At 61.3% G+C, this 14,577-nt stretch carries 15 protein-coding genes and 1 pseudogene; 13 read left to right on the top strand and 3 right to left on the bottom strand.

Going from position 1 to position 14,577, the window contains the following annotated elements:
- Positions 1 to 539: 539 nt before the first annotated feature.
- Both LB566_RS26660 and LB566_RS26665 read left to right on the top strand, forming a co-directional pair.
- Positions 540 to 3,245, top strand: a complete 2,706-nt coding sequence (locus LB566_RS26660) for a PAS domain S-box protein (RefSeq protein ID WP_224628864.1) — start codon at positions 540 to 542, stop codon at positions 3,243 to 3,245.
- Positions 3,246 to 3,309: 64 nt separating this feature from the next.
- On the top strand, positions 3,310 to 3,717 hold the full coding sequence (locus LB566_RS26665) for a response regulator (protein WP_140554232.1): 408 nt from the start codon (positions 3,310 to 3,312) through the stop codon (positions 3,715 to 3,717).
- 77 nt (positions 3,718 to 3,794) lie between these two features.
- Here LB566_RS26665 and LB566_RS26670 read toward each other — a convergent pair whose 3' ends face one another.
- From LB566_RS26670 to LB566_RS26680, 3 genes are read right to left on the bottom strand one after another with little or no spacing between them, the layout of a single operon-like run.
- Positions 3,795 to 4,499: a thermonuclease family protein gene (locus LB566_RS26670; protein WP_224628866.1), complete on the bottom strand. Its 705-nt coding sequence runs from the start codon at positions 4,497 to 4,499 to the stop codon at positions 3,795 to 3,797.
- Positions 4,496 to 5,029, bottom strand: a complete 534-nt coding sequence (locus tag LB566_RS26675; protein WP_140554229.1) for a thermonuclease family protein — start codon at positions 5,027 to 5,029, stop codon at positions 4,496 to 4,498. The genes LB566_RS26670 and LB566_RS26675 overlap by 4 nt, the downstream gene beginning before the upstream one ends.
- The gene (locus LB566_RS26680) at positions 5,026 to 5,640 is read right to left on the bottom strand and encodes a hypothetical protein (protein WP_224628868.1); all 615 of its coding nucleotides are present in this window, start codon (positions 5,638 to 5,640) and stop codon (positions 5,026 to 5,028) included. Before LB566_RS26680 ends, LB566_RS26675 begins: the two co-directional genes overlap by 4 nt.
- 567 nt (positions 5,641 to 6,207) lie before the next feature.
- Between LB566_RS26680 and LB566_RS26685 the strand changes: the two genes are divergently transcribed.
- The 11 genes and pseudogenes from LB566_RS26685 to LB566_RS26735 form a co-directional block, all read left to right on the top strand.
- Positions 6,208 to 6,690, top strand: a complete 483-nt coding sequence (locus LB566_RS26685) for a lytic transglycosylase domain-containing protein (RefSeq protein WP_224628870.1) — start codon at positions 6,208 to 6,210, stop codon at positions 6,688 to 6,690.
- A gap of 11 nt (positions 6,691 to 6,701) precedes the next feature.
- On the top strand, positions 6,702 to 7,040 hold the full coding sequence (locus LB566_RS26690) for a TrbC/VirB2 family protein (protein WP_140554226.1): 339 nt from the start codon (positions 6,702 to 6,704) through the stop codon (positions 7,038 to 7,040).
- A gap of 3 nt (positions 7,041 to 7,043) precedes the next feature.
- Positions 7,044 to 7,343: a type IV secretion system protein VirB3 gene (locus LB566_RS26695; protein ID WP_140554224.1), complete on the top strand. Its 300-nt coding sequence runs from the start codon at positions 7,044 to 7,046 to the stop codon at positions 7,341 to 7,343.
- A gap of 2 nt (positions 7,344 to 7,345) precedes the next feature.
- Positions 7,346 to 9,760: a VirB4 family type IV secretion/conjugal transfer ATPase gene (locus tag LB566_RS26700; protein WP_140554268.1), complete on the top strand. Its 2,415-nt coding sequence runs from the start codon at positions 7,346 to 7,348 to the stop codon at positions 9,758 to 9,760.
- Positions 9,757 to 10,821 (top strand): lytic transglycosylase domain-containing protein, encoded by a 1,065-nt coding sequence (locus LB566_RS26705; protein WP_224628871.1) that lies wholly within the window; start codon positions 9,757 to 9,759, stop codon positions 10,819 to 10,821. The genes LB566_RS26700 and LB566_RS26705 overlap by 4 nt, the downstream gene beginning before the upstream one ends.
- 11 nt (positions 10,822 to 10,832) lie before the next feature.
- Complete coding sequence (locus tag LB566_RS26710) at positions 10,833 to 11,528, top strand: type IV secretion system protein (RefSeq protein WP_140554221.1); 696 nt, start codon at positions 10,833 to 10,835, stop codon at positions 11,526 to 11,528.
- A complete protein-coding gene (locus tag LB566_RS26715; RefSeq protein ID WP_140554220.1) occupies positions 11,525 to 11,746 on the top strand; it encodes a hypothetical protein in 222 nt (73 codons plus the stop codon). The genes LB566_RS26710 and LB566_RS26715 overlap by 4 nt, the downstream gene beginning before the upstream one ends.
- Positions 11,747 to 11,755: 9 nt before the next feature.
- Positions 11,756 to 12,757: a type IV secretion system protein gene (locus tag LB566_RS26720; protein WP_140554218.1), complete on the top strand. Its 1,002-nt coding sequence runs from the start codon at positions 11,756 to 11,758 to the stop codon at positions 12,755 to 12,757.
- A 46-nt stretch (positions 12,758 to 12,803) separates the two neighbouring features.
- Positions 12,804 to 13,496: a virB8 family protein gene (locus tag LB566_RS26725; protein WP_140554217.1), complete on the top strand. Its 693-nt coding sequence runs from the start codon at positions 12,804 to 12,806 to the stop codon at positions 13,494 to 13,496.
- Positions 13,496 to 14,308, top strand: coding sequence for a P-type conjugative transfer protein VirB9 (gene virB9, locus LB566_RS26730; protein ID WP_140554215.1), 813 nt, complete (start codon positions 13,496 to 13,498; stop codon positions 14,306 to 14,308). The genes LB566_RS26725 and virB9 overlap by 1 nt, the downstream gene beginning before the upstream one ends.
- Positions 14,305 to 14,577 (top strand): annotated as a pseudogene (locus LB566_RS26735) (conjugal transfer protein TrbI); the annotation flags it as partial. The gene virB9 and the pseudogene LB566_RS26735, both read left to right, overlap by 4 nt.

Below are 14,577 nucleotides of genomic sequence, written 5' to 3' on the forward strand. Positions count from 1 at the left end.
TGGAACCGGTGGCATCGGTCGCCGTCCAAAGGCCTGGGCCCAGCTATCCGCCAGCAGTCATGACACTGTTCAGTCGCTATGGGTGAACACATCAGTGGCCGGCGTCAGACCCAGAATACTGATCGCGCGCGCGCCGCCATCGATCTTGATAGTACCATTCCAGAGTGCTGACGTTACGTGCGCGAGGCCTTACCGCACTGGCCTATCTGTGGGCTCGCAAAGGCGGGCTCGATCAGGCCGCCCGGGGGCTGGATGGTTGAAGGTCAAAGTGCTTGTTGTGGGAGCGCCCGCGTTGCGGCGCAAAGATGCAGCGCTTCAGTCTCGCTTACCGCCCTGGAGCTGATAGCCGCCCAGGTGGGCCTCCACCAAGAACCTGCCCCGCACATCGTTTCACAGGTCGTTCCCGGGCTGCTTAAGGCGCGTTCGGTTCGTCGGACCCGGGGGCCCTTCTCCCAGCCGGCGAACAGGTTCGGCACTTGAATGGAACCTTTCTTCCGTTCGGGAATTTGCGTGGGTCAAAGGGGATTCGGGACCGCAGCATGGAACAAGGAGTTTCGCCGGCTGGAACCTGCGCAGCGGGCTCCCAGACCCATGAGACGAGGTGCGAAGCGGAAATTCCGGACCTCGTGCTCAGCAGCGAACTGGACGATTTCTTCGAGAATGCGGCGGTCGGGCTCCATCTTGTAGCAAATGATGGAACCATTTTACGTGCCAATCGCGCGGAACTGGACATGCTGGGTTATTCGGCCGACGAATATATTGGCCGAAACATCCGCGAATTTCACGCCGACAGCACGGCAATCGAGGATATTCTAAGCCGCCTGTCTCGGCATGAGCGACTTCAACATTACCGCGCCAGGCTACGAGCCAAGGACGGCTCCGTCCGTTGGGCCGAGATAACGTCCAATGTGCGCGCCATTGGCGGGCGGTTCCTCAATACGCGTTGCATCACCATCGACGTGACGGAAAAGGTCAAAACGGAAGAGTTGCTGCTCGAACAGGAGCAGAGACTTGCGCTTACCTATGACAGCGCCGGTACAGGCATTGTGGAAACGGATGCCGAAGGCCGGCTCCTGCGGGTGAACGCGCATTTGTGCAATCTTTTAGGCTATACATCGGAGGAACTGGTCGGACGATCGATTTTCGATCAGACTTTTCCCGCCGACGTCGAAGCGGACCGCGAGCAATACCGGCGGCAGGTTGCAGGTGAGATCAAGAGCTACACGATGGAAAAGCGGTTCGTTCGAAAGGACGGGTCGGCTTTTTGGACTGACATGACCTCCTCCAGCGTCTACGACAGCAGCGGCCAGTTTTGCTATGCGGTGCGGGTGCAGCATGACATCAGCGAGCGCAAGCAGATCGAGGCTATGCTCGCTCAAAGGGCGGAAGAGCAGGCGGCGTTGCACCACTTCACCGAAAGGCTCCAGCATGCCCGCGCGCAGAAAGATGTCTACGAGCCGGCGCTCGACGCAATCCAGCGCGCGCTGGGCTGCCAGCGCGCTTCGATCCTGCTGCTGGACAAAGAAGGTGTCATGAAGTTCGTTGCCTGGCGCAACCTGTCGCAGGCTTATCGCGCCGCGGTAGAAGGCCATTCGCCCTGGTCGGCAGACAGCCTGGATCCGCGGCCGATCTGTTTGGAGGATGCGCAGAAAGCCGACCTTCCTGCAGGATTGAAGGAGGCGATCCGAACCGAGGGCATTGGCGGGGTCTGCTTCATTCCGATCATGGAATCCGGGCGGCTGCTGGGCAAGTTCATGGCCTACTTCAACCAGCCGCACAGTTGCTCTGTAGAGCAGATCGAAGTGGCTCGGACCATCGCCCGCCAGCTTGGGTTCGGCATCGAGCATCTGAAGGCCGAGAATGCAGCCCACCACCTCGCGGCCATCGTAGAATCTTCCCAGGACGCGATTGTGAGCAAGGATCTCAACGGCATCATCTCGACCTGGAATCGAGGTGCCGAACGCGTGTTCGGCTATTCGGCCGCAGAGGTGATCGGCAAGTCCATCACCGTCATTATTCCGGCCGATCGGCTGGACGAGGAGCCGTTGATATTGCGTCGCATCCGCAATGGAGAACTCGTCGACCACTTCGAGACGGTCCGTCAGCGCAAGGACGGAACTTTGGTTGACATTTCCTTGACAATATCGCCTGTGCGAGACGGAAAGGGCCGTATCATCGGCGCCTCCAAGATCGCCCGCGACATAACCGAGCAAAAGCAGGCGCAAGCGAAGCTGCGCGAGAGCGAGCGCCACCTTCAGGACCTGCTCGCAGCCATTCCCGCCGCGATCTACACAACCGATCAGCAAGGCAAGATTACTTATTTCAATGAAGCCGCGGTGGAACTCGCCGGCCGCAGGCCGGTGATCGGCAGTGACGAATGGTGCGTAACCTGGAAGCTTTACTGGCCGGATGGAACGCCGCTTCCTCACGACCAGTGCCCGATGGCTGTTTCCTTGCGAGAGGGCCGGCCGGTCCGAGGATATGAAGCGGTTGCCGAGCGACCGGACGGAACGCGGGTCCCGTTCATTCCTTATCCGACACCCATGCGGGATGCGCATGGGAAAGTCATCGGCGGCATAAACATGCTGGTCGACGTGAGCGAACGGAAGCAGGCTGAAACCCAACAGCGGATCCTGCTCGACGAGCTTAACCATCGCGTCAAGAACAACATGATGATGCTGAAGTCCCTGCTTTCAGTGTCGGCAAGAACGAGTCGAAGCCCGGAGGCTCGCCGCACACTCGACGAGGCAAGCAAGCGCGTGGCGACCATGGCTGCCGCGCAGCGGGTTCTCTATGATACGGGCGACGCCACCAACTTCAGCGCGCAGCCTTTCCTGGGCGCCGTTTGCGAAACCGCCAAGCAAATGTTCCCGCCTGATATTAAGCTGGTTTGCGAGGCGGATCCTATCCAATTGCCGAACGACGTTGCGATGCCTCTTGCCCTCATTGTCAACGAGCTTTTGATCAATGCCGTAAAATATGGCCTGAACGGCAACACAAGCAGAACCATCCACGTAGACATCCGAAGGAATGGTCACGGCAATGTGCTGGTGGTCGAGGATGAAGGCCCAGGTTTCGACCTGAGCTCGGTACGCCAGTCATCTTCGGGCTTACGGCTGGTCGAGGGCTTGGCGCGACAGATTGGCGGCACCTTCGAAGCACAGCGGGATCCCTGCCGATGCATGGTGACATTTTCTCATACACCGGAGGGGCTTGGCGATGCGACCAGACGAATCGAGGCCTGAGGTAGACCAAGCCGGGGGGCTTGAACGAGGATTTCGCCCGCAACTGGCTTTCTCAAGAGACGACATGGTCAGTGGCCCCCCCGAAATCCCAAAGGGCCCTTTGATACTCATCGTCGAAGACGATTATCTGATCGCGCTCGACATAGAGGACGGTCTGACCGCGGCGGGCTTCTCGCTGGCGGGAACAGCAAGCAGCGCCGATGAGGCGATCCGCATCGCGCTCGCGACCAAGCCGGTGCTTGCCCTGATGGATATCCGCCTACTTGGCCAACGCGATGGCATCGACGCTGCGTTGGAACTGTATCGTGAACACGGCATACGATGTATTTTCACGACCGCGCATAGCGACCGTGAGGTGAGGCTTCGAGCCGAAGCGGCAAGGCCGCTCGGGTGGATGCAGAAGCCCTACTCGGTAGAAGCTGTTGTTGAAGCCATTTGGAATGGCCTCGAAGAGCTCGGAAAGCAGAGCTGAAGCCTGCAAAATTTCGCAACTGGCACTCGCTTCGAGACAAAGCTCAAAACTGCTCTTTGAGCTTCATCGCAAGAACGCTACCGATCCGAATGAATTGAGCGTCTTCTGGCATCCAGGAAAGGCGGCGTGATCTCATGTTCGCGCTCGGCGAGCAGATTGAGATCGGCGATCGGCTTTCGCATCAGGCTGTCATCGGCGGCCTTGGCCCGCCATTCGTCCATGTCGAGAACGTATGTCGCCCACATCCCGTAGCGCGCGGACATGGCCTGGCGTTGCCACTGCCAGTACTCCGGGCGGGCAGGGGAGCGCGTTTCGACCCGTGCCCAGCCCGTGCGCAGCATCTCGATGGCGAGGTCGCGTTCATGCGCGAAACACCTGCCTCTCAGCGAACCGCCATGATCATCAAACGTGCCAGAACAGACGATCATTCTGCCGCCGACCACCCGCCTGAGCCAGGCTTTAGCCAACGGCCCACACGGGAGCGGCTTGAGAAAAGGGCTTTCGCCGTGCCGCTGCGGATCGAAGGCCCATTGCGGCAATTCGCAAGTGTCAATGCCCGCGAGGCGAACCTCCAGGGCCGATCGAGGAAACCACAAGGTACGACCATCGATCACGCTCGCACGCCCGACGATGGTGTCGGCGACTTCGCTAAAGTCCTTCGACGCCGGCCGCTGAACCTGCGCTCCACCGGGCCCGTTGGCAAGGTCGACAGCCGACGACGGAGAAGGAAGGCAAGCACAGATCAGCGCCGCCAGTGCCCGCGCGACATGGCGCGCGCTCATGGCCGTGACGCCTCCACCCTGGCAGCCTGGCCAAGCAAGATGGCTGGATGCTGGACATCTTTGAATTGCCACAAGCCGGCGTGTCTGTCGCGCGCGGCCTGCTCCGCGACAGCGTAGCCGAGATGGTAAGGCAATCCGTCGGCGCGCAAGGCAGCAAAGGCAAAGCCGGTTGTGATCATCAGGTTGCCAAGATCGACCCGGTCGCGCCCGATCGTGACGAAACAGGCAACGTGCAACGTATCGCTCACCCTCGCCACGGGCGCGCATTTGGGCTTTGCATCGGCGATGTAGGCGCCAAACATGGCGAGTGAAGCTTCGCCGCAATCGGCACGGCGGCCGTTGCCGCCGGTGTAGAAAGTCCCGCGAAGACAAGCCTGGACACCATAAAGATGATACTTCGTGCCCGCTTCGATCCAGCTGTCGCCGCTCTCCAGCGTCACGCCTGGACGCAGCTCGAAATAGCCGGGCGGCGCCGCCCTCGCCGGACTTGCGACCAGCGTAAAGACCAGGAGGATAGGGGCGGTCCTCATCGCGCTTGCGCCTTGATTCTCGGATCGACCCACATGCCGTAACCGCCGCGGCCGATCTTTTCTGCGTCCGCCAGATCCTTGCGCGCCGGCGTGCCATCGGGCTTTCTGGCGATCCGGTGAGTGCCGATCGAGACCAGTTGTTCCTCGAACATGTCGATCGTGTCAAGACTGCCAGGATAATTGTAGTAGCCGTAGCAGGTCGCGTCCTGGACCGGGGCGTTCGCTTCACTGACGAAGGCCCGGCAGAAGATCACCCTGGGCGACTGCAACAGAGTTTCGAGGCCCTTTCTGGCATAGTCGGCACAGCTGCCTGAGAAATCCTCGCGGCGGTTGACCAGATCTCCCTCGCAGGGCTCGAGGCCGTAAAGGTGGATGACCGTCTTGGCATCGATTCGGAAGTCGGTTGGCGAGATGGCCCTGAAGCCACTGGTGGATGCGAAGCCTTTGCGTTCGGCAATGCCGCCCTGGCCGTCATGGTATTCCACGACCAGCACTGTTTTGCCCGCTGCCGCAAGGGACCTCACATAGCCCTGGTCGATCCGTTCGGCCGCCATGGCCGGCAACAGTGACGCCAGGCAAAGAACGAAGCTGCTGCATACAGTGCCCTTCATGCCGAACTCCCAAATAGCGCGTCATTCTCATCGCAATTTGCCCATTTCCGGTCCGTCGCGCAACAAAAAACAATATCGATTTGACATTCTTTTTTCCGTCGGCTACCGATTTGTCGAAATCGACCACCCGGCAGCAAGAGACCCAACATGGCTCATCGCTTGTCCAGATCGGCGAACCGTCGCCTGGTTGCCCTGCTGACCTCGGCCATCCTGACCTTATGCTGGACGCAGCCGTCGACCTGCTTAGCCGAAAGCCGTCAGCCCGCCCAACCTCGCACCGATCATGCGCCCGGATCGCCAGTGCAGGACGACGGTGCGATCGATGCGATTTTCGACACACGCTGGTCCAACGCGGCGAGGGAGTATGTGCTCGACCCGGACGGCAGCGTTCGTCAACCCGGGACTCCACACAACAGCGGTTTCGGCGCTGCTGAACCGGGGCCGATGGCGGCCATCTCACACGCGGCCAGGCATAGTCGGTTTGACTTTGTTCTAACCGACGCCGCAACTCCGGATATCAGCGAATGCGCACCGTCACCGCTGAGCTCGGATGAGGTCGCAAGGCTGGTGGCGCAAGCTGCCTCGAGACACGGCGTCGATGTGGATTTCGCGCTCGCTGTCGCCTCGGCCGAAAGCCGCCTCGACCGGGCCAGAAATTCTCCTAAAGGGGCGCGTGGCCCGATGCAGCTGATGCCGGCGACCGCGGCCCGCCTCGGCGTCAGCGACATCTGCGATCCGGCCGACAACATCGATGGCGGCGTGCGGCTGCTGCGCGATCTGTTTGCCACCTACCGCAATCCGCTGATCGTCGCGGCCGCCTACAATGCCGGCGAGGCGCGTGTTCACGAACATGGCGGGGTTCCACCATTCCCGGAGACGGTCCGGTTCGTCGCCGAGGTCATCAACCGGCAGCTAAGGCTGCCAGGTCTCAAGCGGGAGACCGGCGGCGATGCCGCCGATCCTGGCTTGGCCGGCAGGGCTACCACTTTCATCGGAATGAACTCTACGGGCAAGCCGCGGCAGTGGGTTGGCGGCGTCCTGCAATTCTAGCGGAGGAAGACATGAAGCAAGGTCTCTCGAGCGCGCCCCCGACCTCAACGACGCGAACCGTCAGCGTCGCCATTGTCGTGGGCCTGTCATTGTGTGGCGTTGCCGATGCGGCGTTTGCCCAGACCTCCGGCGCTTTCGCGCCGCTCGAGACGGCCGTGCAGATGATCGTCGATTTCATAACCGGCCCATTCGGACGATTGCTCGCCATCATCGCTGTCATCGGCCTTGGCTTCCTGGCCTTTGCCGGGCGCCTGTCGTGGTTCACCGCAGGCGCGGTAGTGATTGGCATCGGGCTGGTGTTCGGCGCGCCGGCGATCGTCGATCAGATGATATCGGCTGTCGGGAAATGAGCGATGAGTGACCGTTCCGAGGACAAGCCGCAACTGACACCCCTGGTCATCGGGCTCACCCGGCCGCCCATAATGTGGGGCGTGCCGCTCAACGCCTTCTACATCATCGTCGGAATGACGCTGATCGCATTCCTGGTGACCAGCAGTTTCTGGGCGGCGGCAATCGCGCCCGTCACCTACCTTGCCCTGTTTGCGCTCTGCAGCCGCGACGTCCGCATCCTCGATCTTGCCCAGACCGCAGGCCGCCGGACACCGCGCACACCAAACAGGACGTTCTGGCAAACCAATTCATACGGTCCATAATCATGCTCAACATCGTCGCCGAAGAATTGGGCTTTGGACGTCAACGGCGTCGCGACAGACCAATGGCCATGCACGTGCCCTACATGCGCCACCTCTCCGACACGGTGATCGGTCTCGAAAGTGGAGCCCTGCTCAGCGTGATCAAGCTCGACGGCCTGTTCTTCCAGACCGAGGACCAGGCAGAGCTCAACATGCGCGCCAGCGTCCACAACACCATGATCCGGGCGCTTGGATCGAGCCGGTTTTCGCTCTGGTCGACGGTCATCCGCAGGCAAGTCGTTCCCACAATCGGCGGTTCGTTCTCGGACCCGTTTTGCGAGCTCATCAACGCGCGCTACATGGCCGAGCTCAAGCAGCGGCGCATGTTCACCAACGAGCTTTACCTCAGCGTCGTGCGCGCCCGCATGCGCGGGGCATTGGGGGTAGCCGACACGCTGTCTGGCCTGTTCAACCGACCGTCGGACAAGGAGGGGGAGGCACAGCGGGCTCGCGAGCGTGTCAACGAGCTGGAGGAAGTCGTCTCCAACATGACGCGCGAACTGCTGAAATACGCAGCCCGTCCGCTCGGTATCGCCTACCGCGACGGCCAGCCCTATTCGGAACCCTGCGCCTTCTTCAACGCGCTTCTGACCTGCGGCGCATCCAGGCCGATGCGCCTGCCCCGCATGGCCATCCGCAACTATGTGGGCACGTCACGGCTGCACTTTTCCAGGAGAACCCTGCAGGCGCAGGGGCCAAGCGCGGCTGACAGCCGCTTCGGCGCCATCCTGTCGATAAAGGAATACCCGCCTTTTTCGGGACCGGGAATGCTGGATGGGCTGCTGCAGGTCAATCATGAGTTCATCCTGACCCAATCCTTCACCATTGCCGACAAGCCGATCGCGCAGGAGCGGATCGCAAGATTGCAGCGGCAGATCCAGGCGTCCGACGAAGCGGGCAGCACGGTCGAAACCGACATCGATTTCGCCTTCAACAGCCTGGTGAACCAGGAAGCCGTGTTCGGTTATCACCATTTCAGCCTGATGTGCCTGGCGCGCGATCTGGCCGGTGTCGACAAATCCGTGTCGGAACTTGGTGCCTGCCTGACCGACATGAACATCAACTGGCTGCGCGAGGACCTCAACATGGAGGCCTCGTTTTGGGCGCAGCTGCCAGGCAACCACAGCTACATCGCCCGCGCCTCGATGTTGTCGAGCGCCAATTTCGCCGGCTTTTCGTCCATGCACAATTTCGCCACCGGCAGGGCGACGGGCAATCACTGGGGCTTGCCGATCTCGATCCTGGAGACGACGTCGCAGACGCCTTACTGGTTCAATTTCCACCAGCGCGACATCGGCCACTTCCTGGTCACCGGTCCAACCGGGTCGGGCAAGACCGTGGTGCTCAGTTTCCTGCTGGCACAGGCGCTTCGTATCTCGCCCGAGCCGCGCGCGGTGTTTTTCGACAAGGATCGCGGCGCCGAGATCTTCATTCGCGCGGTAGGCGGCAACTACGAGGTGTTGGAGCCCGGGGTCGCCACCGGATTCAATCCTCTGCAGATGGAGAACACGCCGGCCAACCGCGAATTCCTGCTGCGGCTTTTGAAGGCGATGCTGCAACCTGCCGACGGCCGCGGCTTTTCGCAGGAGGAAGAGTACACGCTTGAAGCAGCGATCGGCCGGATCTGCCAGGAGCCGGCGCAACGACGCACCTTGGCCAATCTGTCCGGCCTGCTGATGGGGCGAGCGCGCTCCGATGCCAATGACCTCCAGTCGCGTCTCAGGCCCTGGTTCGAGGGCGAGAAGGGTTGGTTGTTCAATGCGCCGCGCGACGTGCTGTCGTTCTCGGGCAGCCGCATTTTCGGTTTCGACATGACGCACGTCCTCGACAATGCGGAGGTGCGCACGCCAGCGTTGATGTACCTTTACCATCGGCTCGATGAACTGCTCACCGGCGAGCCCGTCCTGATCTTCATGGATGAGGGCTGGAAGCTGCTGCAAGACCCGACCTTTTCGCGCTACATCGTCGACAAGATGAAGACGATCCGCAAGCTGAACGGCATCGTCGGGTTCGGCACGCAGTCGGCAGCAGACATTGCCAGGGCGCCGCAGGCGCACACCCTCATCGAGCAGTCATCGACAAACCTGCATTTTCCCAATCCGCGCGCCGATGAAGAGAGCTATGTCGGCCGCTTCGGCCTGACCGCAAAGGAGTTCGCCTTCGTCAGGAACACGCCGCCGGAGCGACGAACGTTCTTGATCAAGCATGGCAAGGATTCCGTCATTGCCCGTCTCGATCTCTCGGCCATGCCCGATATCCTCAAGGTCCTTTCAGGCCGCAAGGACACCGTCGAGGCATGCGCGGCCTTGCGCGTGCGCCTGGGCGACGATCCGGCGCTGTGGCTGCCGGAATTCTGTGGCTGGGAACAATCCCGATGATCCGGCGTCTCCCTCTGCTGTTAATGCTTCTTGCCTCGCCCTCGGCCGCTGATGTCGCGACCATCGACCAGCCGGTGCTCGAAAGACGAAAGGATCGCAACGGCAACGTCGCCGCCATCGAAAAGGCCGATCGCGACCGCTACGGCATCAATGAGAGCATCACGTGCTCGATGTATCGGCCAGGTCGAAAGGACGATCCCGTCGCGGCCGCCAATGCCAACCCGTCCATAGCGGGCCTTGTCCGGCGCGTGGCGCGGGAGGAGGGCGTCGACGAGAACCAGTTCCTGGCCCTGGTCTACCAGGAAAGCAGGTTCAACCCGTGTGCAAGATCCGGCGCCGGCGCCATCGGGCTGGCACAGCTGATGCCCGGCACCGCAGCGGACCTGGGCGTCAACGCCTACAGCATCGAGCAGAACCTGCGGGGCGGGGCGCGCTACTTCAAGCAACAGCTCAGGTGCTTCAACGGAAACATCTCCTTGGCGCTGGCGGCTTACAATGCCGGTGCCGGCAATGTTGATAAACACGGCGGCATTCCGCCCTTCCGCGAGACACAGACCTATGTCGCGGCCATTACGCAAAAGTGGCTGCCGGCCTTCGGCGGCTCCGACAAGTCAGGCATTCCATTGAACTATGGCGGCACTGGCGGAGCCTATGAAGGCATGCGCATGGCGACGTTGAACGCCATGGCGGCGACCAGCGCCGCCGGCGATGGATTGGGCGATGTCGCATCATGGTTCCAGCAGTTTGGGGCGCTCGAATCCGGCACGCTCCAAGACAGCTGGGACCACAATTCCGGAGCCCGCAATGCCAATCTCGAGATGTTGAACCGCCTGATCCAATTGGGCGCGAGCCTCGCCGATCTCGTCAACTCCAACAACGCGGTGACGCTGAGCGACGTGTCGGGTGCGAGCCGTTCGGCAGACTACGCAAAACCCGCTAATCGGCGGCCTACGAACGGGGGCTTGTGCGACGTGCGTCCCGGTCTGATCTGGAGCGGCGAAGCTCAGGGCTGCGTGCAAAAGCGCGAACAGGATGACGAGTTGCTGCTCAATGCGCAATAATGGAGGTTGCAATGCGTGCTCTTCTGCTTCTGGTTACGACGGCGATCGCCGTCACTTCGGCCAAGGCCGACATTCCCGTCATCGACAAGACGAACTATGCCGTTGCCAGGGACACCGCGGAGAAGACGGCAAGAATCCTCGACATCAACAGGGATATCCTGACCACCGTCGAAAAGACGTTGCAGGCCGTGACGGGGGACCGTGGCAGCGATGCCGGTTCGCTCAAGGACCTTGCGATCGGTAACGGCTTCAGCGTCTCTTCGGTACCCTCCTTCGACAGACTGCTCCAGAACGGTGTGCCCGATTTCGGCGCCATGGGACCGGAGATCGCGAAGGCCGCGACGGTGTTCATCAATGGCATGCAACTGGTGAAATCGCTTTCGGGCAAACAGGGCAGTTCGCTCGCCAGCGACAGATCCTATGAGGAACTGGTCAAAACGGTGCTGGGCGTGTCGGCCCTGATTGCAGGCTCGCGACAGGCGATCGAGACGCGCCGCGCCGCGCTCGAACGCGCGGGGCAAAGGATTGGCCAGGCGCGGGACATCAAGGGCTCGATCGATCAGAATACGCAGTTGCAAGTCCAGACCGGGCTGACGCTCAACGAGATGATCGGTGTCTTGAACAGTGCCGTCCAGTCGCTGCAGGCCGAGAACCAGCGCAAGCTGACCGACATCTCCAACACCAAGAAGGCGCTGACCTACCAATGAAGACGGTTCCGCAGGGACTGATCGCCATGTGCGGGATCATGCTGCTTGCAGGATGCGGCACGGCCAAGGAGAAAACAGCGCCCTGTAAACGGCCGGCCAGTCTCATGAGCTACGCGACGCCCGCTGCAGGTCTCGAATGCGGGCCCATGCAAGCGCTCAATGGCGACGAAGGCGCGGCCCGGGCATTGATCGGCGATCTTCCTGCTCGATCGCAATAGGGGGAAACCGTGGACAATTTCATTGGCGAACTTCTCCAGCGCATCGATGCCTCCGGCGAGAATTTCTCCGAGCACGCGTTCGATGCGCTAAGCAGAGACATCGAGCCGCTGCTTCGTCTGCTCTTCGTGCTGGTCGTTCTCTTCTACGGGGCTCAACTGGTTCTCGGCACGGCGAAGGTGAGCGCCGCGGAAGTCGTCGGCCGCATCGTCCGTGTCATGCTGATCCTGGTCCTGGCAAGCACCTGGTCCAATTTCCAGGCGCTGGTCTATGGCTGGATCACGAAGGTCCCGGAGGCAGCGGGACGCGCCATTCTGGCCGCGTCCGGCACGGGGGTGACGGAACCGAGCAATGGGCTATCGGAAATCTGGCAGACCGCCAATGTGGCCGCTTCGACATTTTCCGAACAGGCCGGCTATTTCTCGGTGCTGCCTGCATTGATCGGGATGATCATCATGGCCTTCGCAGGGCTGTTCGTCTCCGTCGCCCTGGGAATCCTGGTGCTGGCAAAAGTGATCCTTTGGGTCCTGCTTGGGACGGCACCGGTGTTCATCGCCTGCATGTTCTTCGATGTGACGCGCCACTACGCGATCGGGTGGCTGAACCAGTCGCTGCTTTATGCGCTGATCCCGTTGTTCGTCTACGTGATCGCCGCCTTCCTGATTGCGGCCATGGCGCCGGAACTCACAAAGATCAACCAGTCCTCCGGCACTCGCGAACTGACACTGAGCGACCTTGGAGCCTTTGTGATGTTGTGTCTGGCCGGCAGCTTTGTCCTTTTCCAGATACAATCGCTGGCGCAAGGTATTGTCGGCGGACTTGCGATGCCCATCGGTCAACGCTCACGCGCGCTGACCGCCAGCGGGGTGCTGGCGGGACGCGTGGCGATCGCCAGTTCGGCCCGGCAAATGCAGGCCGCCACTCATCGCGTGCAGGCAAGGCTGCACAGCACTCAAACGCTGCCCCGCGAGGCCATGCAACGCGCCATCACCGCCAACGGGCAGACGCGATAGCGACCGACGCGGCGACAGACATCTCACCAAGGTTGCGACAGAAACCATGGCCCGAACCACCGACGAAAAGTTGCGATCCTACTTCCAGGATGGGGCCATCTGGGAGCACGAGATCGTCAAGCGCGCCAAACGCTCCAGCCGCATCGCCTGGACCATCGCGCTGATGTTTGCCGCCATCACAGCCCTTGCCCTGCTGGCGCTGGTGCTGATGCTCCCGCTGAAGAGCTTCGAGCCGTATCTGGTGGAGGTGGACAAGAACACCGGCTACATCGAAGTGAAGTCGGGACTGACGCGGGTCTCGAATCTCACCGATCAGGAGGCGGTCACCCAGGCCAATGTGGTGCGCTACATCCGCAACCGCGAGGGTTATGATCCCTTTGCCATTGACGAATATTTCGGGATCGCAGCCCTCTTGTCGACGGGCGAAGCGGCCCACGACCTGCAAACGCAGTTCAGCGCCGCCAACCCGCAAAATCCAGCAAAGCTATATGGCCGGTTGCGGCGGGTTATGGTCGACATCAAATCCGTCAGCTTCCCCAATGCCAGCACGGCCATCGTGCGCTTCTCGACGACCCAAAAGAGCGAGACGGAATCCATCGACAGGCATTGGATCTCAGTGGTGAGGTTTCGCTATACCGAGACGCCGCTGAAGAACGAATGGCGCTTTGAAAACCCGCTAGGCTTCCAGGTCTACAGCTACCGTCGAGACCAGGAAACGGTGACATCGGGCGCCGAATGATGGCGAGCAATGTTGTCGCCTTCGCATCCCTGATCCTGGCCGGGCTGACCGCTCCCGCGCTGGGGGCGCAGACGCCGAAGGGCGGCCGCCTGGACGCGCGTGTCACCAGCGTCACCTATCAGGAAAACAACGTCGTCCAGGTGTTTGCCACCTATGGCATATCGACCATGATCGTGTTCGACGAGGACGAGAAATTCGAGACCATATCGCTCGGGGATACCGAAAGCTGGCAGGTGGTGCCGGCCGAGAAGGGCAACATCCTCTTCCTGAAGCCGATCGCCCGGAACGTGACGACGAACATGAACGTCGTCACCAGCAAACGCATCTACTTTCTGGAACTGCATGACAGCGCTCCAGACAAGGGCAGGCAGGTCTTCGCCATCCGTTTCACTTATCCGGACAAGAAGCTGAACGCGGCGCTGAGGCAGGAAGCCGAGCAGCGCGCCGCCTGGCCCAGCATCGCAGCCATCGACAAGGCCAACGTCAATATCGACTACTCGTTTTCAGGCGATGCGCGGCTGAAACCATCGTTGGTCTTCGATGACGGGAAAAAGACCTTCTTCCGTTTTGGCGGGCGTGCTCCTGCGATCTTCGCGGTCAATTCCGATTTCTCCGAGACGCTGAGGAATTTCCGCAAGGAGGGCGAGTATATCGTGGTCGACGGCGTGGCCACCCAATTCACGCTGCGCGACGGCAATCAGTGGATCTGCATCTTCAACCTGGGAAAGCCCGATTTCGGCGCCGCCGATCCGGATGTCCTTGGCCCCGCGCAGGATGGTGAGGCCACGATCCGCAGGAGGAGCGGCAATTGATCCAGCGCAGTCCCGAACTGGAGGCTTTGGCCGGCGCCGACGATCCCGCTGTTGGCGACGCCTCGGTGCGGCGCAAGCAGCTTGCCGGCCGTCTCGTCTTGATGCTCTTTGGCCTGTTCGCGGCCTACTTTGTCCTGGCCGGCCGCGGGCCTGCTCAGCGCAGCGTGGTCGCCGACGACGAGCAATTCTCCACGATGGGCTTTCGGCCTCCTTCGTTCATGCGCGAGCATGACCAGCCGGCCAAGCCGGCAGCGCCCGAAGTGATTCAG

This window comes from Mesorhizobium sp. CA13, assembly GCF_020165235.1.
Lineage (GTDB): Bacteria > Pseudomonadota > Alphaproteobacteria > Rhizobiales > Rhizobiaceae > Mesorhizobium.